Raw genomic sequence first — 20,596 nt, forward strand, 5'->3', positions numbered from 1 at the left:
CCGGCCTTTTTCGCTCGAGATGCAACCCATGCAAATTGCCCTGGCCCCGATGGAGGGGCTGGTCGACAACATCCTTCGTGACGTACTGACCCAGGTGGGCGGCATCGACTGGTGTGTCACCGAGTTCATTCGCGTCTGCGACCGGCTATTGCCTGCGGCTACCTTCGACAAGCTGGCACCTGAGTTGAGCCAGGGCGCGCAAACTGCGGCTGGGGTGCCTTTGCGCGTGCAACTGCTCGGTTCCGATCCCGTGTGCCTGGCAGAAAACGCAGTGCTGGCCTGCGAGCTGGGCGCGCCGGTGATCGACCTGAACTTCGGTTGCCCGGCCAAGACCGTGAACAAGTCCCGAGGCGGGGCAGTGCTGCTCAAGGAGCCGGAACTGCTTCACGCCATCCTTCGTGAGGTGCGCCGCGCCGTGCCTGCGCATATTCCGGTGACCGCCAAGATGCGCCTGGGCTTCGACAGCCCCGACGGTGCCCTGGACTGTGCTTTGGCCTTGGCCGAGGGTGGTGCCGAGCAGTTGGTGGTACATGCGCGGACCAAGGTTGATGGCTACAAGCCGCCGGCCCATTGGGAGTGGGTGGCGAAGGTGCAGGATGTGGTCAAGGTACCGGTTTACGCCAACGGCGAGGTCTGGACCCTGGATGACTGGCGGCGCTGCCGTGAAGTCAGTGGTGTCGAGGACATCATGCTTGGCCGAGGGCTGGTATCACGTCCGGATCTGGCCCGGCAGATTGCCGCGGAGCGCGATGGCGTAGCGTTCGTGCCGATGGACTGGCAGAGCCTGCTGCCGCTGATCCAGGACTTCTGGGGCCAGGCCCGAGCGCAGATGACTCCGCGTCAGGCGCCGGGACGCTTGAAGCAATGGGTGGCGATGCTGACCCGCACTTATCCTGAGGCCGTGGCATTGTTCACCGAGCTGCGCCGGGAAACCGACTGCGATCGCGTCGGCCAGTTGATCGGCATACCGATCAGTGCGGCGGCCTGAAAAAATTTTCGCAGGGTTGCTTGAAAAGCAGGCGAGGGTCCTTATCTAAGGAGTACGCGATGCCGAAGTCGGGTCGCGCTACTACACAACCTCGCTGATTTTCAGGAGATGTATCATGACTACTGCTTTTTCTCTGGCTCCACTGTTCCGTCATTCCGTAGGCTTCGACCGTTTCAATGACCTGTTCGAATCTGCGGCGCGTAATGAGGCGGGTAGCAGCTACCCTCCCTACAACGTTGAAAAACATGGCGAAGACCACTATCGAATCGTCGTTGCTGCAGCCGGTTTCCAGGAGCAGGATCTTGATCTGCAAGTGGAAAAAGGTGTGTTGACCGTCACTGGCGGCAAGCGTGACAGCAACGCCGAAAGCGTTACCTATCTGCATCAGGGCATTGCCCAGCGGGCGTTCAAGCTGTCGTTCCGCCTGGCTGACCATATCGAGGTCAAGGCTGCCGGGTTGGCCAACGGCCTGCTCAGCATCGACTTGCTGCGGATTGTGCCGGAAGAAGCCAAGGCCAAGCGCATCCCGATCAATGGGGATAGCAAGCCTGCGCTGAACTGAGTGTGGTGATGCTGTGAAAGAGGGCACCTTCGGGTGCCCTTTTTTGTTGGGCTCTGGCTCTGGCTCTGGGATTGGGGGCATATCCATTGGCGGTGGTGGCGCTGAGTCACCTTTCCGCCCTTACGGCGGGTTACTTTGGCAAACGCCCCAAAGTAACGCAAAGGGCTCGCCCCACCAGGGGCCCTACGCTACGCTTCGGGTCCCTTCGTTCCGGTGCCGCTGCGGGGCATTGCGAGCTACGAGTTGCAAGCAACTCTACGCTTCGCAACTTCGGCTACGCCGAAGGCGCTGCGCGCTAGCCCCTCCACGACACCTCCGCTCAGCCCTACTGGTTAACGGGGCGGGTGGATCAAGATCAAGATCAAAAGCAGATCAAGAGCACAATTCGCTGCGCTCTTGCTTTTTGGGGAGGGCTACGTTTTGTATTGAGCCAGCTGTCTTTCTCGGGGCGGTAGCTACCAAGCTGGTCGGTACAACCCGATCAAGCAAGAGCGAAGCGAATTGTGCTCTTGATCTTGATCTACTGCCCCGTTAACCAGAAGGGCCGAGCGGAGGCGTTGCGAAGGGGTGAGTGCGTAGCACCTTCGGCGTAGCCGAAGTCGCGAAGCGTAGAGTTGCTTGCAACTCGTAGCTCGCGATACCCCGTAGCGACGCCGCAGCGAGGGGACCCGGAGCGCAGCGTAGGGCCCCTGGTGGGGCAAGCCCTTTGTGTTCCTTTGGGGCGTTTGCCAAAGGGACCCGCCGTAAGGGCGGAAAGGTGACTTAGCGCCACCGCCGCAAACGGATATGCCCACAACTCGTAAAGCCATTGAATGGGGCATCAACCCCAACCCCTACAACGCCGGCGTTTCCAGCAACAACCGCCGAAACTCCCCCAGCGGCAACGGCCGACTGTGCAAATACCCCTGATACAAATAACACCCCAGCCGCTCCAGAAACTCCAGCTGCTCAGACAGCTCCACCCCTTCGGCAATCACCGCCAGATCCAGACTCCGGGCCATGGCCACAATGGCCCGGACGATCTCCGCATCGTTGGGATCCTCTGGCGCATCGCGCACAAACGACTGGTCGATCTTCAGCGCATCCACCGGCAGGCGCTTGAGGTAGGTCAGCGACGAATACCCGGTACCGAAATCGTCCATGGCAAAGCTCACCCCATAACGCTTGAGCTCACGCATCTTGTTGATGGTGTCTTCCAGATTCTGGATGACGATACCTTCGGTGATCTCCAGCTTGAGCATCTTGTAGGGCAGGCGAAAGTCATCAAGGCTACGCAATACCCGCTCGACAAAGTCGTTCTGGCGGAACTGTCGCGGGCTGATGTTTACGCACAGGCTGAAGTCATCGGCGTCGATCAAATGGTCGCGCAACATGCCGGCACAGGCATCGCAGGCTTCGTCGAGTATCCAGCTGCCAACTTCGAGAATCAGCCCGCTTTCTTCCAGCACCTGGATGAACTGCGCTGGCGGCTGCTGACCCAGCTGCGGGTGGTGCCAGCGCAACAGCACTTCGGCGCCGATAATGCGATTGTCACGGGCATCGACCTGGGGCTGGAAGTGCAGGGCCAGTTCGCCGCGAGCAAGAGCCATGCGCAGGTCGCTTTCCATGCGCAAGCGTTCGCTGGCGGCTTTTTGCATGGTGGTGTGGAACAGCTGGGTGGTGTTGCGTCCGGAGTCTTTGGCCCGATACAGGGCAATGTCGGCGCGTTTGAGCAGGTCGGCCGGGGTCGAGCCGTGATCGGGAATCAAGGCCACGCCGATGCTGGGCGTAACCTGCAGGCGCTGACCATCGAGGGACATCGGTTCAGCCAGTAATTGGCGCAAGGTATCGGCCAGCTCGCGGACTTTTTCCGTGACTTCGTCGCGGCTGCCTTCCAGGCCGCTGATCAGTACCACGAATTCATCGCCACCCAGGCGTGCCACGGTGTCTTCCAGGCGCACGCTGGCTTCCAGGCGTGCGGTGATGATTTTCAGCACCGTGTCGCCGACCGGATGGCCGAGGGAGTCATTGATGTGCTTGAAGTGGTCGAGGTCGAGAAACAGCAGGGCGCCGCGCAAGTTGTGGCGTTTGAGCAACGCGATCTGCTGACTCAGACGGTCCATCAACAGCGCGCGGTTGGGCAGGTTGGTCAACGGGTCGTGATAGGCCAGGTGGCGGATCTGCGCCTGGGCGTTCTTCAGCTGGCTGACATCACGGGCCGTGAGCAGCAGGCATTGCGACTCGTTGAGGACAATCGGTTCGATCGACACCTCGACGGTGAGGATTTCCCCGCGTTTGTTGCGCCCGAGCATCTCCCGGTGGTGCACCCGGCCCTTTTCCTGTAGTTCCGAGGTCAGGATTGCGCGCTGTTTGTCGTCGGCCCAGATGCCGATTTCGTTCGCGGTGCGGCCGATCACTTCGCTGGCGCTGTAGCCCGTCAACCGGCAGAAGCCATCGTTGATCTCCAGGTAGCGACCGCTGTCGAGTTCAGTAATGGTGATGGCGTCGGGGCTGGAGTGGAAAGCTTTGGCGAACTTCTCTTCGCTGGATTTGAGCGCAGCTTCGGCCCGTTGTTGTTGAGTGATGTCGCGCAGGGTGGTGACGCTGCAAGGCTGGTCGTCGACGGTGATCAGGCGACTGGAGATCACGCAGGTCAGGGGCTGGCCGTCTTTGTGGTTGATCGCCACGGCGACATTGTTCAGGGCTTCGTCGCGAATCACCTGTTCGATGCGCCGGGCGCGTTCGGCGGACTCGGCCCACAAGCCGATTTCTTCGGCGGTGTGGCCGATCACGTGCTGGGCGTCCCAGCCGAAGGTCTGGGTGAATGCCGGATTGATCTCGATGAACTGACCACTGTCCTGGCGTGTCACGCAGATCGGATCGGGGCTGGCCTGGAACAGGCTGGCGAATTTTTCTTCCGAGCTGGTCAGACGTTGCTCACGTTCAACCTGGTCGGTGATGTCGAGCAGGGTGCCAGCCATGCGCAGCGGTTTGCCCTGTTCGTCGCGGTACAGCCGGGCACGGCTTTCAATGTAGCGCGAGGTGCCGCTTTCCAGCTGGATCTGGTAGGTGATCTGGTAGTTGCCGGCCGGACCCTCGCGCAGGCTGCGATAGGCCTTGTGCATGTTGCGGCGTTCGAGCTCCGGCACACCCTCGAAAAACGCCTCGAAAGATTCGTGGAAAGGCACCGGTTCCAGACCGTGCAGTTCGGCGGCGCGTGCCGATCCATAGAGCATGCCGCTGGGGATATGCCAGTCCCAGGTGCCCATCTGGGCGGAGTCCAGGGCCAGGTCCAGGCGCTCCTGGCTGTCCTTGAGGGCCTGTTCGGCGCGTTTGCGCTCACTGGTGTCGACAAAAGTACTGAGCAGGTAGACCGTGCCTTCGAGCTCGATATTCTGGGTGCTGAGGATGCCGTCATGGACCTTGCCATTGCTGGCGCAAAACTGCACTTCGAGGGTGACCGGGCCGCTGTTGCCACGCGTGGCTTCAAGCACCAGGTTACGCTGTTGTGGATTGGCCCACAGACCAATCTCGATGGTGGTTTTGTTGATCACCTGGTGGCCGGGCCAGCCGAGCGTCTGTTCGAAGTGCTGATTGACCTCATGGATCAGGCCATCGGAGCGGCGGGTCAGCAGCACCACATTGGGGCTCAGATGAAACAGCGTGGCAAAGCGTTTTTCCGAATTGATCAGCGCGGTTTCGCGCTCCCGCTGACGGGTGATTTCGCGGATCACTCCGATCATCTGGGGGCGGCCGTGCTTGTCCTTGGCCAGGCTGCCATTAATTTCCAGCCAGTGCAGACTACCGTCGGGCCAGCGGATACGGTGGCGCAAGGCTTGTTCCACCGGCTCGCCGTTGAGGACTGCATTAAAGGCCTGCAAGGTGCGCGCGCGGTCTTCGGCTGGCAGCAGGTCGAGGTAATCCAGGTCGTTGGGTAACGGTTGCTCGGGGTCAAAGCCGAACAGCGCCTGGGTCCCCCTGGACCAGCCGATCTGGCCGGTCTCGACATCCCAGAACCAGGCGCCCAGGCGCGCGCCATTCAACGCCGCCAGCAGTTGCGGTGCATTTTCCCAGGTCTGCTCCAATGCCTGGGGGTCTGCCGCATGGATACGCGGCAGACGCGGAAAGCGATTTGCTGATTTGGGCATCGATACCAGACCTTTGGCAGGTGACGCGTCCTTGAGAGTTGTTCTGGCCGGGATTTACCTCATTGGCTCGTGGCCACCTGCGTGGCTGTCGAGCAGTGCCATAAAGGCTTTGGCCGCGTTCGATAACGTCCGTTCGGTGTGCAGAATGTAGCCTAGCTGGCGCGACAGCTGTATGCCCGGCAAAGCGATAGGCGCAACCTGCTCATCGAGCATAGTTCGCGGCAGCACACTCCAGGCCAGGCCGATGGAAACCATCATCTTGATGGTTTCCAGGTAGTTGGTGCTCATGGCGATGTTCGGTGTCAGCCCCTGGGCTTCGAACAGGCGCTGGACAATATGGTGTGTAAAAGTATTGCCGCCAGGGAAAACCGCCGGGTGATGGGCGATATCGGCAAGGCTTACCGGGCCATTGCACGCCAGTGGATGCTCCGGGGACGCGACGAAATCCAGCGGGTCGTTCCACACCGGCACGGCCTGAACCAGAGGGTGCGGTTCGGGTGCCAGGGTGATTACCGCAATTTCGGCGCGGCCATGGAGTATCTCGTCGTAGGCAGCTTCTGAATCCAGGAACTGAATATCCAATGCCACTGCCGGATACTGGCGGGTAAAAGCCCGTAAAACCGGAGGCAAGCGATGCAAGCCGATGTGGTGGCTGGTGGCAAGGGTCAGGCGACCGGTCACTTCACCGGTGAGATTGCTCAAGGCGCGGCGGGTATCATCCAGTACGTTGACGATCTGATAAGCGCGCGGCAGCAAGGCGCGGCCAGCCTCGGTGAGATTGATGTCGCGGCCCAGGCGGTCGAACAGGCGCACATCCAGTTGCTGTTCCAGTCCGGCAATCCGTTTACTGATGGCTGGCTGGGTGAGGTGCAGGCGCTCACCCGCGCCGGAAAAGCTGCCGGTTTCAGCCACGGCGATAAAGGCATTGAGGTTGGCGAAGTCCACTGCTTAGCTATTCCTCTGAGTTATCCAAAGCATAAAAATTATGAATTTGAGTTATTCAATCTACCGTCATAGCATCGTCCGTACAAGCCAAGTGGTTATTGGCATAGAAAGACGCTGATGAGGAAAGTCTGATGGCCGGCAAAACGCTCTACGACAAGCTCTGGGATTCGCATTTGGTCAAGCAGCGCGACGATGGTTCGGCGCTGATCTATATCGACCGTCACATCATTCACGAAGTGACGTCACCGCAAGCCTTCGAAGGCCTGCGCCTGGCCAACCGCAAACCCTGGCGCATCGATGCCAACATCGCCACGCCTGACCACAACGTGCCGACCACCCCGGAACGCAAGGGCGGTATCGACGCCATTGTCGACCAGGTGTCGCGTTTGCAGGTGCAGACCCTCGATGAAAACTGCGACGAGTATGGCATCACCGAATTCAAGATGAATGACGTGCGTCAGGGCATCGTCCACGTCATCGGCCCGGAGCAGGGCGCGACCTTGCCGGGCATGACCGTGGTGTGCGGTGACTCGCACACCTCCACCCATGGTGCCTTTGGCGCCCTGGCCCATGGCATCGGTACCTCGGAAGTCGAGCACGTGCTCGCGACCCAGTGCCTGGTGGCCAAGAAAATGAAAAACATGCTGGTGCGCGTCGAAGGTCAGTTGCCGTTCGGCGTCACGGCCAAGGACATCGTCCTGGCGGTGATTGGCAAGATCGGCACTGCCGGTGGCAACGGCCACGCGATGGAGTTCGCCGGTAGCGCGATTCGCGAGCTGTCGGTCGAAGGCCGCATGACCATCTGCAACATGTCCATCGAAGCCGGTGCCCGCGTGGGCCTGGTGGCGACCGATGAAAAAACCGTGGCCTACGTCAAGGGTCGTCCATATGCGCCTAAAGGCGAGCAGTGGGATCAGGCGGTAGAAGCCTGGAAAGACCTGGTATCCGACGCCGATGCGGTGTTCGACACAGTGATCGAGCTGGACGCCGCACAGATCAAGCCACAGGTCAGTTGGGGCACCTCGCCGGAAATGGTCCTGGCAGTTGATCAGCGCGTGCCGGATCCGGCTGCCGAAGCCGATCTGGTCAAGCGCGGTTCCATTGAGCGTGCCTTGAAGTACATGGGTTTGAGCGCCAACCAGGCGATCACCGATATCCAGCTCGACCGGGTCTTCATCGGTTCGTGCACCAACTCGCGGATCGAAGACTTGCGCGCCGCTGCCGAGATCGCCAAGGGCCGCAAGGTGGCTGCGACCATCAAGCAGGCCATCGTCGTGCCGGGCTCGGGTCTGGTCAAAGCCCAGGCCGAGAAAGAGGGCCTGGACAAGATCTTCCTCGAAGCCGGTTTCGAATGGCGCGAGCCGGGCTGCTCGATGTGCCTGGCGATGAACCCGGACCGCCTGGAGAGTGGCGAGCATTGCGCCTCGACCTCCAACCGTAACTTCGAAGGCCGTCAGGGTGCTGGCGGTCGTACCCACCTGGTGAGCCCGGCCATGGCCGCCGCCGCCGCTGTAACCGGTCGTTTTGTCGACGTACGTGAGTTGATCCAAGGGAGCGCAGCATGAAAGCCTTTACCCAGCACACCGGCCTGGTTGCGCCTTTGGACCGCGCCAACGTCGACACCGACCAGATCATTCCCAAGCAGTTCCTCAAGTCGATCAAGCGCACCGGCTTTGGCCCCAACCTGTTCGATGAGTGGCGTTACCTGGATGTCGGCCAGCCGTACCAGGACAACAGCAAGCGCCCGAAGAACCCGGACTTCGTCTTGAACCACGACCGTTATCAGGGCGCCAGCGTGTTGCTCGCCCGCGAGAACTTCGGTTGCGGTTCGAGCCGTGAGCATGCGCCATGGGCCCTCGAAGAGTACGGTTTCCGCAGTATCATCGCGCCGAGCTACGCCGACATCTTCTTCAACAACAGCTTCAAGAACGGCTTGCTGCCGATCATCCTCAGCGATGAGGAAGTCGAAGAACTGTTCAAGCAGGTCGAAGCTGACCCTGGCTACCAGTTGACCATCGACTTGCAGGCGCAGACAGTGACCCGCCCAGATGGCAAAGTATTGAGTTTCGAAATCGATGCGTTTCGTAAACACTGCTTGCTCAACGGTCTGGATGATATCGGTCTGACCTTGCAGGACAGTGACGCGATTGCCACGTTCGAAGCCAAGCATCGGGCTAGTCAGCCTTGGTTGTTTCGTGATGTTTGATTGAAAACATCGCGGGGCAAGCCCACTCCCACCGGTAGTGGAAACTCTGTGGGAGCGGGCTTGCCCCGCGATGATGCTGATTACTTTTCGCTTGATTTGAACACGAGGAACCCATGAGCAAGCAGATTCTGATTCTTCCAGGTGATGGCATCGGTCCGGAAATCATGGCCGAGGCGGTCAAGGTGCTGGAGCTGGCCAACGACAAGTTTCAGCTCGGCTTCAGCCTGTCCCATGATGTGATCGGTGGCGCGGCCATCGACAAGCACGGCGTGCCGCTGGCTGATGAGACCCTGGAGCGTGCACGTCAGGCCGACGCTGTATTGCTGGGCGCCGTGGGAGGCCCCAAGTGGGACAAGATCGAGCGTGACATCCGTCCTGAGCGCGGCCTGCTGAAGATCCGTTCGCAACTGGGCCTGTTCGCTAACCTGCGTCCGGCCATCCTTTATCCGCAACTGGCCGACGCCTCCTCGCTGAAGCCGGAAATCGTTTCCGGTCTGGACATCCTCATCGTTCGCGAATTGACCGGTGGCATCTACTTCGGCGCCCCGCGCGGTACCCGCGAGCTGGAAGGTGGCGAGCGTCAGTCCTACGACACCTTGCCGTACAGCGAGAGCGAAATCCGCCGTATCGCTCGTGTCGGTTTCGACATGGCCCGGGTTCGCGGCAAGAAACTCTGTTCGGTGGACAAGGCCAACGTCCTGGCATCCAGCCAGCTGTGGCGTGAAATTGTCGAAGAAGTGGCCAAGGACTATCCGGATGTGGAACTCAGCCACATGTACGTCGACAACGCCGCCATGCAACTGGTCCGTGCACCGAAGCAGTTCGATGTGATGGTCACCGATAACATGTTTGGTGACATCCTGTCGGATGAAGCTTCCATGCTCACCGGCTCCATTGGCATGCTGCCTTCAGCGTCCCTGGATGCCAACAACAAGGGCATGTACGAACCGTGCCACGGCTCGGCGCCAGACATCGCCGGGCAGGGCATTGCCAACCCGCTGGCAACCATTTTGTCGGTGTCGATGATGCTGCGTTACAGCTTCAATCAGCACGCGGCAGCCGAAGCTATTGAAAAAGCTGTCAGCCTGGTGCTGGATAAGGGGCTGCGCACGGGTGACATCTGGTCGGCCGGTTGCAGCAAGGTAGGTACGCAGGAAATGGGCGACGCAGTAGTCGCAGCGCTGCGGAATCTGTAATCTCTCGGGCCCGCTGCTGTTTTTCCTTGTGAAGCAGCGGCCCACTTTTTAGCAAAGGTGTAGTTGCGATGAAACGTGTAGGTCTGATCGGTTGGCGCGGTATGGTCGGTTCCGTGCTCATGCAGCGGATGCTGGAAGAGCAGGATTTCGATCTCATCGAGCCGGTGTTCTTCACCACTTCCAACGTAGGTGGCCAGGGTCCGGCTGTGGGCAAGGATATTGCTCCGCTCAAGGACGCGTACAGCATTGAAGAACTCAAGACCCTCGATGTGATCCTGACCTGTCAGGGTGGCGACTACACCAACGAAGTGTTCCCCAAGCTGCGCGAAGCCGGCTGGCAGGGTTACTGGATCGACGCCGCCTCCAGCCTGCGTATGCAGGATGACGCGGTCATCGTCCTCGACCCGGTCAACCGCAAGGTCATCGACCAGCAGCTCGACGCGGGCACCAAGAACTACATCGGTGGCAACTGCACTGTCAGCCTGATGCTGATGGGCCTGGGTGGCCTGTTCGAGGCTGGCCTGGTCGAGTGGATGAGCGCCATGACCTATCAGGCGGCTTCCGGTGCCGGCGCGCAGAACATGCGTGAGCTGATCCGCCAGATGGGCGCGACCCACGCCGCTGTGGCGGACGACCTGGCCAACCCGGCCAGCGCCATCCTCGACATCGACCGCAAGGTTGCCGAGGCCATGCGCAGCGAAGCCTACCCGACCGAAAACTTCGGCGTGCCGCTGGCCGGCAGCCTGATCCCGTGGATCGACAAGGAACTGCCTAACGGCCAGAGCCGTGAAGAGTGGAAAGCCCAGGCCGAGACCAACAAGATCCTCGGTCGCTTCAAGAGCCCGATCCCGGTCGACGGCATCTGCGTGCGCATCGGTGCGATGCGTTGCCACAGCCAGGCGCTGACCATCAAGCTGAACAAAGATGTGCCGATCGCCGATATCGAAGGCATGATCAGCCAGCACAACCCATGGGTGAAGCTGGTACCGAACCAGCGCGAAATCAGCATGCAGGAGCTGAGCCCGACCAATGTCACCGGTACCTTGAACATTCCGGTGGGTCGCCTGCGCAAGCTGAACATGGGTTCGCAATACCTGGGCGCCTTCACCGTTGGCGACCAGCTGCTGTGGGGCGCGGCCGAACCGCTGCGCCGCATGCTGCGGATTTTGCTGGAGCGTTGATCTGACGCTGATTGGATCGAAAGCCCGTGCTGGAGACAGCACGGGCTTTTTTGTTGGCGACTAACCGCGAAAAACGGTGGGAGCGGGCTTGCCCCGCGATTGTGGTGTAAAGTGCCGCTCCCGCCGTTCCAGCAGAGGATTTCCCCATGAGCCAGCCTATTGATATTGCCGTGATCGGTGCCACCGGTACTGTCGGTGAAACCCTCGTGCAGATTCTCGAAGAGCAGGATTTTCCGGTGGGCACCCTGCACCTGCTGGCCAGCAACGAGTCAGCCGGCAGCGGTGTGATGTTCCGCAACAAGAGCGTGCGCGTGCGCGAGGTCGACAGCTTCGATTTCAGCAAGGTCAAACTGGCCTTTTTCGCTGCCGGCCCTTCTGTCACCCGCAGTTTTGCCCCGCGGGCCCAGGCGGCCGGTTGCGCTGTTATCGATCTGTCTGGCGGCCTGTCTGCCGAGCAGGCGCCAGCGCTGGTACCAGAAGCCAACGCTGCACGGCTCGAAAACCTGTCCAAGCCGCTGCAGATCAGCAGCCCAAGTGCCGCCGCAGTGGCATTGGCCGTTGCCCTGGCTCCGCTCAAGGGTCTGCTCGACATCGAGCGGGTCAATGTCACCGCCTGCCTGGCAGTCTCGGCCCAAGGCCGCGAAGCGGTCAATGAGCTGGCGCGGCAGACCGCCGAACTGCTCAATGCACGTCCTCTGGAGCCGCGCTTCTTTGACCGGCAAATGGCCTTCAATCTGCTGGCCCAGGTGGGCGCCAACGATGCTGATGGTCATGGCGCGCTGGAGCGTCGTCTGGTTAGCGAATTGCGCGAGGTGCTGGACTTGCCAGCGCTGAAGATTTCCGTCAGCTGCATTCAAGTCCCGGTGTTTTTCGGCGATAGCTACAGTGTATCGGTGCAAAGTCGTGAACCGATCGACCTCAAGGCAGTCAATGCTGCGTTGGAAGCGGCTGACAGCATCGAACTGGTCGAAGAGGGCGATTACCCGACCCCGGTCGGTGACGCAGTCGGCCAGGACGTGGTCTATGTTGGACGGGTGCGCGGTGGAATCGACGAAGCCGAGCAGCTCAACCTCTGGTTGACCACCGACAACGTGCGCAAAGGCGCGGCCTTGAACGCCGTGCAGTTGGCGCAATTGTTGATAAAACATGTTGTGTAAAAGATACTTGCAGCTAATTTTTACCGAGATTTTGCTCGGTCGCCGGGGACGGTTCTTTCAAAGGAAGAGGTCATGCTTCGAATTCGCAAACTGGTCTTAGCAATAGCCGCGGCGTCGGCGCTGTCGTCCGGTATGGCGCATGCCCTCGGCTTGGGCGAACTGACCCTCAAGTCGGCGCAGAACCAGCCGCTGGATGCCGAAATCGAACTGCTCGATGTACGCGATCTCACCGCCGCTGAAATGGCTCCGAGCCTGGCGCCAGCCGAAGAGTTCGCCAAGGCCGGGATCGAGCGTCCAGCCTACCTCAACGACTTGACCTTCACGCCGGTGATCAATCCCAACGGCAAGAGCGTATTGCGGGTGACCTCCAGCCAGGCGCTGCCAGCGCCGATGGTCAAGTTCCTGGTTCAGGTGATGTGGCCGAGCGGGCGCCTGCTGCGCGATTACAGCGTGCTGGTCAACCAGGCTGCATTGCCGGGGGCCAAGCCTGAGTCGACGATCAGCCCGGCGGTCAGCGCACCGGCCAACTACACCACGGTGCGGCGTGACACGCTGTGGGAGATCGCCTCGAAAGCCCGTCAGGGCGGCTCGGTGCAGCAGACCATGCTGGCCATCCAGGCGTTGAACCCCGATGCCTTTATCAACGGCAATATCAACCTGCTGAAAACCGGTCAGGTCCTGCGCATGCCCGATCAGCAGCAGGTCATGAGCATTCCTCAGGGCGAGGCTGTTGCTGAGGTTGCCGCACAGTACGCCGCCTGGCGTGAAGGTCGGCGCCTGGGCCCACGTGCCCGGCAGCTGGACGCCACTCGCCGCACCGGCACCGAGGCGGCGCCGGCGCGGATTGCCAATCAGGACAACCTGCGCCTGGTAGCACCTCGCAGCAAAACGGCTGCCGGAGATGGCAAAGCCGTCAGCGATAAACTCGCCGTTGCTGAGGAGCGCCTCGATACCACGCGGCGTGACAACGCCGAATTGAAAAGTCGCATGAGCGATCTGCAGAGCCAGCTGGACAAGATGGAGCGCCTGATCGCACTGAAAAGCGATCAGTTGGCCAGGCTCGAAGCCCAGGGGGCTGCCGGTCAGGAGCCTGCGCCTGAAGCAGCTCAGCAGCCGGCCATTTCCGCCGAGCTGCAGCCAGCGCCAGGCGAGCCGGTCGCTACTCCGGCACCTGCAGCGGTAGATACTGCGCCGCTCGACAGCCCGGCACCTGCAGCCGAAGAGGCGAATGCCGGCAGTTCCAGCAAGATGCTCGACGACCTGCTCGGCAATCCTGTGTTGCTGGCGCTGATCGGTGCTTCCGCGTTGTTGGTGCTGCTCCTGTTGCTGTTGCTGCTGGCGCGCAAGCGCAAAGCCGATCAGGAAGCGGAAAAACACCTGCGCATGGCCCGGGCACTGGCTGAAGAGGGTGAGCGCGGTCCAGACCTGGACCTGCCGCCAAGCAGCTTCGAAGGACTGGAAGTGCCGGCGCCAAGCGTGACGCTGGCACCGGCGGTGGTGGCCGCCTCGGCTGCGGCGGCCAGTGCTGCTGAAGCGCCTGCCGTGGAAGCCCGGAAGGCTGAGGTCAAGCCGCTTGAGCAAGCGCCTGCCCAGCCGCAACCAATGGCTGCGCCGCTGGTTGCTCCGGCCGCCGATGCAGCGCCAGCGCCAAGTGGTGATGCGCTGCTCGACGAAGTGGAAGCGAGCATTGCCCGTGGTCGCCTGAACCATGCTGCTGATCTGCTGGAGCCTGCAGTGGCTGCGGCGCCGGAGCGTAGTGACCTGCGCTTGAAGCTGATGGAAGTCTATGCACGTCAGGGCGACCGTGACGCTTTTGTCGGTCATGAACGCCAGTTGATCGCTACCGGTCAGAATCATGCTGACGTCGAAGCCCTCAAGAGCCGTTTCCCGGCCATGGCGGCATTGGCTGCAGCCGGTGGACTTGGAGCAGCAGCCCTGGCTGCCGAGCTGGACGCCCAGTACGTCCAGGCACTGTTGCAGGATGAGCCGCAGGCACAACCAGAACCAGAACCAGAACCAGAACCAGAGCCTGCTCCGGTCACCGAGTTGGAGCCTGAGCTGGAGTCGGCTCTGGAGCCGCTGGCCGAGGATGACCTGGACAGCGCCTTCGACCTGAGTCTGGACGATGACCTGCAAGGTCTGGATCTGAACGAGCCGCTGCAGCTTGGCGAGTCTGCGCCAGAAATTGAGGTGGCGGACCTGGCTCCTGAGCCTGTACTCGAAGCGCCGGTTGCCGAGCCGGAACTTGAAGTGCCGGCCGAGCAGGCGCCTGTCACGCTCGACGACTTGTCTGATTTCGATCTCGATGTTGCGGGCGATCACGCTGCCGTGCCGGCACTTGATGAGCCCGTCGATATCGCTGCCGAACTGGCTGCCTTCGACGAGACCATGCCGGAATTCGACCCATTGAGCGAGCTGGAGCTGCCGGAAGATTTCGACTTGTCGCTGTCGCTGGATGACGAGTCCGATGCCGCCAAGAGCTTTGCTTCCGAGCTCGATGACGTCAATGCCGAGCTCGACAAGTTGTCGCAAAGCCTGGAGCAACCCTCGATCGAGCCGCACTTCACCGCGGAAGACGCCTTGAGCGACGATCTCGGTGATGACCTGGAGTTCGACTACCTGGGCGGCGCCGATGAGGCTGCAACCAAGCTCGACCTGGCGCGCGCCTACATCGACATGGGCGACCATGACGGTGCCCGCGACATTCTCGACGAAGTGTGCAAAGAGGGTAGCGATGCCCAGAAGCAGGAAGCCGAAGAGATGCTTTCGCGTCTGGTCTGAGTCCTGCCCTTGTACGTCCGACGGCAGCCCTGGTGGCTGCCGTTGTCGTTATAATTCCCGCCATCTGCTAAATCGACAGGCTGTATCTTCTTGGAAATCATTGATAACACGGTTGCCGAATCGGCGGCCGAAGGCTTCTTCCGCATCGCCCTGGGCGTCGAATACAAAGGCTCGCGCTACCGCGGATGGCAGCGTCAGGCCGATGGCGTGCCGAGTGTCCAGCAGACGCTCGAAGAGGCATTGTCCAAAGTTGCCGACTCGCCCGTTACACTGCTCTGCGCCGGGCGTACCGACGCGGGCGTCCACGCCTGCGGTCAAGTGGTGCATTTCGATACCCAAGTGGTGCGCAGCATGAAGGCCTGGACTATGGGCGCCAATATCAACCTGCCTCATGACATCAGCGTGGCCTGGGCCAAGGAAATGCCGGCGCATTTTCATGCCCGCTTCAAAGCCATTGCCCGGCGCTACCGCTATGTGATCTACAACGATCAGATCCGCCCGGCGCACATGGGCCAGGAAGTCACCTGGAACCACCGGCCGCTGGATGTCGAACGCATGGCCCTGGCTGCCGAGTACTTGGTCGGCACTCATGATTTCAGCGCCTTCCGTGCCGGTCAGTGCCAGGCCAAGTCGCCAATCAAGAACATCCATCACCTGCGCGTGACCCGTCACGGCAAGATGATTGTCCTGGATATCCGCGCCAGCGCCTTCCTGCACCATATGGTGCGTAACATCGCCGGGGTATTGATGACCATCGGTGCCGGCGAGCGTCCGGTGGAGTGGGCCCGGGAAGTGCTGGAGAGTCGTGAGCGGCGCACAGGTGGCGTCACCGCCCATCCGTTCGGCTTGTACCTGGTGCAGGTGGAGTACCACGACGAGTTCGCCTTGCCCGAGCGTTACATCGGCCCACACTTTCTCAGCGGTTACGAGTCACTGGCGGCTGACGACCCACACGCCATTTGCTAACATCCGGGACTTTCAAGATCAGCCGAGGTTCACAGCTCATGAGCGCCGTTCGCAGCAAAATCTGTGGGATTACCCGCATTGAGGACGCGTTGGCTGCGGCAGAGGCGGGCGCTGATGCCATTGGTCTGGTGTTCTATGCCAAGAGTCCGCGTGCGGTCGATGTGCAGCAGGCGCGGGCGATCATTGCCGCGTTGCCGCCGTTCGTGACCACCGTGGGGCTGTTCGTCAATGCCAGCCGTTGCGAGCTGGGCGAGATCCTCGACGCGGTACCGCTGGATCTGCTGCAGTTCCACGGCGATGAAACCCCGGCCGATTGCGCCGGTCATAACAGGCCATGGATCAAGGCCTTGCGGGTGCGTCCGGGGGATGATCTGGAGGCGGCGTGCAAGCTGTACAGCGAGGCCAGCGGAATTCTTCTCGACACTTATGTCGCCGGCGTGCCGGGAGGTACCGGTGAGGCATTCGACTGGTCGCTGGTGCCGGAAAAACTGAGCAAGCCGATCATTCTGGCCGGCGGTCTGTCGCCGGGTAACGTTGCACGAGCCATCGCTCAGGTGCGGCCTTATGCCGTGGATGTCAGCGGTGGTGTCGAACAAGCCAAGGGCATCAAGGATGCCGCGCTGATCGAGGCCTTTATCAAGGCGGTCAAACAGGCGTGATGACGTCTGTTGTCGTGGATGTGACGGCTGGCCGCGCGCCATCGTCCATAGCTTTCGCAGCCCGTTGCTGCCGGATCGCGCCCATGGGGCGGTCGAAATTACCGGGTGACGCCACAGGCGTCGCTTTTACAGGTTGACGATGGAGCGGTATCGGGGCACCTCGCTGTACGCGGGGCGCCGGAGCCGATCCATCATCGCGTCATACATGAATTGAGCTCAAGGGCATACGCGCGAACCTGGCAGCCAAAGCCTGCTGGTCGTCGTTACTGGAGAAAGAAAGCATGAGCAACTGGTTAGTAGACAAACTGATCCCTTCGATCATGCGTTCCGAGGTGAAGAAGAGTTCGGTGCCCGAAGGGCTGTGGCACAAATGCCCGTCCTGCGAAGCCGTGCTGTATCGTCCGGAGCTGGAAAAAACCCTGGATGTCTGCCCCAAGTGCAACCACCACATGCGCATTGGCGCACGTGCGCGCATTGACATCTTCCTGGATGCCGAAGGCCGCGCCGAGCTGGGGGCCGACCTGGAACCGGTCGACCGTCTGAAGTTCCGTGATGGCAAGAAGTACAAGGACCGCCTGACCGCTGCCCAGAAGCAGACCGGCGAAAAAGACGCCCTGATTTCCATGAGCGGCACCCTGCTGGGCATGCCGGTCGTGGTCAGCGCCTTCGAATTCTCGTTCATGGGCGGCTCGATGGGCGCCATCGTCGGTGAGCGCTTCGTTCGCGCCGCCAACTACGCCCTGGAAAACCGCTGCCCGATGGTCTGCTTCTCCGCCTCCGGCGGTGCCCGCATGCAGGAAGCGCTGATTTCGCTGATGCAGATGGCCAAGACCTCGGCGGTACTGGCGCGTCTGCGCGAAGAAGGCATTCCGTTCATCTCGGTGCTGACCGACCCGGTCTACGGCGGTGTCTCCGCGAGTCTGGCAATGCTCGGCGACGTGATCGTCGGTGAACCAAAGGCCCTGATCGGCTTCGCAGGTCCTCGGGTGATCGAGCAAACCGTGCGTGAGAAGCTGCCAGAAGGCTTCCAGCGCAGCGAGTTCCTCCTGGAGCACGGTGCCATCGACATGATCATTCCGCGTCAGGAACTGCGTCATCGCCTGGGCAACCTGCTGGCACAGATGATGGGCCTGCCGACGCCGAAGTTCGTCGAGCCGGTAGTTGAGCCGATCGTCGTACCGCCGGCGCCTGCCACCGTATGACCCAACGTACCCTTGGCGACTGGCTCGCCTATCTCGAGCAGTTGCATCCCTCGGCCATCGACATGGGCCTGGCGCGTTCGCAACAGGTTGCGGCCAGGCTCGGGCTGGACAAGCCGGCGCCACGGGTGATTACCGTGACCGGCACCAATGGCAAGGGCTCGACCTGTGCCTTCGTGGCCGCCCTGTTGCGTGCCCAGGGGCTCAAGGTCGGGGTCTACAGTTCGCCGCACCTGCTGCGTTACAACGAGCGTGTGCAGATTGACGGCAAAGAAGCCGCCGATCAGCAACTGTGCGAGGCGTTTGCCGCCGTTGAAGCCGCTCGCGGTGAAACTTCCCTGACCTATTTCGAAGCCGGTACCCTGGCAGCGTTCTGGCTGTTCAAACAGTCGGCGCTGGATGCCGTGGTGCTTGAGGTTGGGCTTGGCGGGCGTCTGGATACGGTCAATATCGTCGATGCCGATATGGCGCTGGTCACCAGCATCGGTGTTGATCATGCCGATTACCTGGGCGATACCCGTGAGTCGGTGGCCTTCGAAAAGGCCGGTATTTTCCGCCAGGGCAGGCCTGCGCTGTGCGGCGACCTGAATCCGCCGCAACCGCTGCTGGACAAGGCCTGTGAGCTGGGTTGCCCGTTCTTCCTGCGCGGTCGTGATTTCGACCTGGCCAGCACTGATCAGTACTGGCAGTGGCGGGGCGTGGATAGCCGCGGCCAGCAGGTCGAACTGCACAACCTGCCGCTGCTCGATCTGCCAATGGAAAACGCCGCACTGGCGCTGCAGGCTTATTTGCTTATGGATCTGCCTTGGGATGCCGGGCAGATTGCCACGGTCCTGCAGTCCACGCGGATGGTCGGTCGCCTGGATCGTCGGGCGTTTCGCTGGCAGGGCAAGGCGTTGACTATCCTCATGGATGTCGGCCATAACCCGCACGCTGCCGAGTACCTGGCCCAGCGCCTGGCGGCACGGCCGGTAGCGGGCAAGCGCCTGGCGGTGTTCGGTCTGTTGGCCGACAAGGATCTGGCCGGGGTGGTGCAGCCCTTGCTGGGTGCGGTTCAGGATTGGGCGGTTGCGCCCCTGGATACTGCGCGCAGCCGTCCTGCAAGCGAGCTTGAAGCGGCGCTGGCGAGCCTCGGTGCTGATGTGAAGTCTTATTCCAGCGTGGCAGCAGCCCTTGACGGGCAGTGCGCGCTGGCAACGGCGGATGATGAAATCCTGCTGTTCGGATCGTTTTTCTGTGTCGGCGAAGCCTTGCAGTGGCTGGATCGGCAGGCCACGGAGGATGGGGCAAATGGCATTGCTGGATAAAGTGGTCAAACAACGGATGGTAGGTGCGCTGGTGCTGGTGGCACTGGCAGTGATCTTCCTGCCGATGCTGTTTTCCCGGGAAGACGAGATGCGTCAAGTACGCGTCGAGGCGCCTGAAGCCCCCGCCGCGCCGAGCATGGCGCAGGTGCAGGTCGAACCTGTGCCGGTGCCTGAACCCCAGGTTTTGCCAGAAGAAAACCCGGTGGTGGTTGACGAGTCCACTGCGCCAGTCCAGGCGCCAAGTGCGCCGATCGCTCCCGCGCCTGTTGCGGTGCCAGTACCTGTTCCGGCTCCAGCGCCGGCACCCACCGTTGCAGCCAAGCCTGCAACGCCGCCGCCAGCGGCCAAGCCGCAAACCCAGCCAGCTCCTGCTGTCGCCAGCGCGACCAAGCCAGCGGCAGGCAAGATCGACGCCAATGGCCTGCCGGTCAGCTGGTCGGTGCAATTGGCCAGCCTGTCCAATCGGGCTGGTGCCGAGAACCTGCAGAAAACCCTGCGCAGCCAGGGCTACAACGCCTATATCCGCTCGGCCGGCGGCATGAATCGGGTGTATGTCGGGCCGTTGATCGAGCGCGCCGAGGCCGAACGCCTGCGTGATGTGATCAGCCGCCAGCAGAAGCTCAACGGTATCGTCGTACGCTTCCAGCCTGAGCGCAGCTGATTGATCGTCGCCCGGCCAGCGCCGGGCGGTAAATCACTGCTTACCGACAGCCCGCTGCTCTGGTAAAATGCGCCGCCTTATCCGTTTGCAGGCAACACTGTGGCATTTACCTGGGTCGACTGGGCGATTTTCGCGATCATCGCCATTTCTTCGCTGATCAGTCTCAAGCGCGGCTTTGTCAAAGAAGCCTTGTCGCTGCTTACCTGGATCATTGCCGGCGCTGTGGCCTGGATGTTCGGTGGCTCGCTGTCGCAGTACCTGGAGTCTTACATCCAGACGCCTTCGGCCCGGGTCATCGCCGGATGTGCCATTCTTTTCGTCGCCACCCTGCTGGTGGGGGCCATGATCAATTTTCTCATTGGCGAGCTGATTCGCGTCACCGGGCTTTCCGGGACCGACCGCTTCCTGGGTATGGCCTTCGGTGCCGCCCGTGGAGCCTTGCTGGTGGTGGTGGCTGTCGGGCTGTTGAGCCTGGGGCCGGTACAACAGGATCAGTGGTGGCAGGAATCTCGCCTGATACCACAATTTCTATTGGTGGCTGACTGGTCGAAAAACCTCATTCTGGGGTTCACCAGCCAGTGGCTAGCCAGCGGGATCAGCGCACCGGCTGATCTCCCGTTCAAGGATCAGCTTCTGGGGCCCAAAACGCCTTGAGAGCTGC

The 20,596-nt window shown here is 61.4% G+C and carries 16 protein-coding genes; 14 read left to right on the forward strand and 2 right to left on the reverse strand.

Annotated features, from left to right (window positions below; translation table 11 throughout):
- Positions 1-28 precede the first annotated feature (28 nt).
- Positions 29-988, forward strand: a complete 960-nt coding sequence (locus tag ACVI9W_RS19965) for a tRNA dihydrouridine synthase (protein WP_461530937.1) — start codon at positions 29-31, stop codon at positions 986-988.
- 115 nt (positions 989-1,103) lie between these two features.
- Entirely contained in the window at positions 1,104-1,550 is a 447-nt protein-coding gene (locus ACVI9W_RS19970) for an Hsp20 family protein (RefSeq protein WP_038608656.1), read from the forward strand.
- 833 nt (positions 1,551-2,383) lie between these two features.
- Here the strand turns inward: ACVI9W_RS19970 and ACVI9W_RS19975 are convergent.
- Both ACVI9W_RS19975 and ACVI9W_RS19980 read right to left on the reverse strand, forming a co-directional pair.
- Complete coding sequence (locus ACVI9W_RS19975; RefSeq protein ID WP_461530938.1) at positions 2,384-5,677, reverse strand: sensor domain-containing protein; 3,294 nt, start codon at positions 5,675-5,677, stop codon at positions 2,384-2,386.
- Positions 5,678-5,731: 54 nt separating this feature from the next.
- Entirely contained in the window at positions 5,732-6,622 is an 891-nt protein-coding gene (locus ACVI9W_RS19980; protein ID WP_038608663.1) for a LysR family transcriptional regulator, read from the reverse strand.
- 131 nt (positions 6,623-6,753) lie between these two features.
- Between ACVI9W_RS19980 and leuC the strand changes: the two genes are divergently transcribed.
- The 12 genes from leuC (at position 6,754) to ACVI9W_RS20040 (ending at position 20,589) form a co-directional block, all read left to right on the forward strand.
- Positions 6,754-8,187 carry a 3-isopropylmalate dehydratase large subunit gene (leuC, locus tag ACVI9W_RS19985; protein ID WP_157191752.1) on the forward strand — a complete coding sequence of 478 codons (1,434 nt, stop codon included), beginning with the start codon at positions 6,754-6,756 and terminating at the stop codon, positions 8,185-8,187.
- A complete protein-coding gene (gene leuD, locus ACVI9W_RS19990; RefSeq protein WP_157191753.1) occupies positions 8,184-8,828 on the forward strand; it encodes a 3-isopropylmalate dehydratase small subunit in 645 nt (214 codons plus the stop codon). The genes leuC and leuD overlap by 4 nt, the downstream gene beginning before the upstream one ends.
- Before the next feature lie 113 nt (positions 8,829-8,941).
- Positions 8,942-10,024: a 3-isopropylmalate dehydrogenase gene (leuB, locus tag ACVI9W_RS19995; protein WP_342624763.1), complete on the forward strand. Its 1,083-nt coding sequence runs from the start codon at positions 8,942-8,944 to the stop codon at positions 10,022-10,024.
- Positions 10,025-10,092: 68 nt separating this feature from the next.
- Positions 10,093-11,205, forward strand: coding sequence for an aspartate-semialdehyde dehydrogenase (asd, locus tag ACVI9W_RS20000; protein ID WP_010223256.1), 1,113 nt, complete (start codon positions 10,093-10,095; stop codon positions 11,203-11,205).
- A gap of 146 nt (positions 11,206-11,351) precedes the next feature.
- The gene (locus ACVI9W_RS20005) at positions 11,352-12,362 is read left to right on the forward strand and encodes an aspartate-semialdehyde dehydrogenase (protein WP_461530939.1); all 1,011 of its coding nucleotides are present in this window, start codon (positions 11,352-11,354) and stop codon (positions 12,360-12,362) included.
- Positions 12,363-12,434: 72 nt separating this feature from the next.
- The gene (locus ACVI9W_RS20010) at positions 12,435-15,143 is read left to right on the forward strand and encodes a FimV/HubP family polar landmark protein (protein WP_461530940.1); all 2,709 of its coding nucleotides are present in this window, start codon (positions 12,435-12,437) and stop codon (positions 15,141-15,143) included.
- Positions 15,144-15,233: 90 nt separating this feature from the next.
- Positions 15,234-16,109, forward strand: coding sequence for a tRNA pseudouridine(38-40) synthase TruA (truA, locus tag ACVI9W_RS20015; protein WP_342624766.1), 876 nt, complete (start codon positions 15,234-15,236; stop codon positions 16,107-16,109).
- 38 nt (positions 16,110-16,147) lie between these two features.
- Positions 16,148-16,768 carry a phosphoribosylanthranilate isomerase gene (locus tag ACVI9W_RS20020; protein ID WP_422420602.1) on the forward strand — a complete coding sequence of 207 codons (621 nt, stop codon included), beginning with the start codon at positions 16,148-16,150 and terminating at the stop codon, positions 16,766-16,768.
- 281 nt (positions 16,769-17,049) lie between these two features.
- A complete protein-coding gene (accD, locus tag ACVI9W_RS20025) occupies positions 17,050-17,970 on the forward strand; it encodes an acetyl-CoA carboxylase, carboxyltransferase subunit beta (protein ID WP_038608679.1) in 921 nt (306 codons plus the stop codon).
- Positions 17,967-19,274 (forward strand): bifunctional tetrahydrofolate synthase/dihydrofolate synthase, encoded by a 1,308-nt coding sequence (folC, locus tag ACVI9W_RS20030; RefSeq protein WP_461530941.1) that lies wholly within the window; start codon positions 17,967-17,969, stop codon positions 19,272-19,274. The genes accD and folC overlap by 4 nt, the downstream gene beginning before the upstream one ends.
- Entirely contained in the window at positions 19,258-19,935 is a 678-nt protein-coding gene (locus ACVI9W_RS20035) for an SPOR domain-containing protein (RefSeq protein ID WP_461530942.1), read from the forward strand. Before folC ends, ACVI9W_RS20035 begins: the two co-directional genes overlap by 17 nt.
- Positions 19,936-20,034: 99 nt before the next feature.
- Positions 20,035-20,589 (forward strand): CvpA family protein, encoded by a 555-nt coding sequence (locus ACVI9W_RS20040; RefSeq protein WP_038608687.1) that lies wholly within the window; start codon positions 20,035-20,037, stop codon positions 20,587-20,589.
- Positions 20,590-20,596: the final 7 nt, after the last annotated feature.

The sequence above is a fragment of the Pseudomonas sp. 210_17 TE3656 genome (assembly GCF_054821965.1).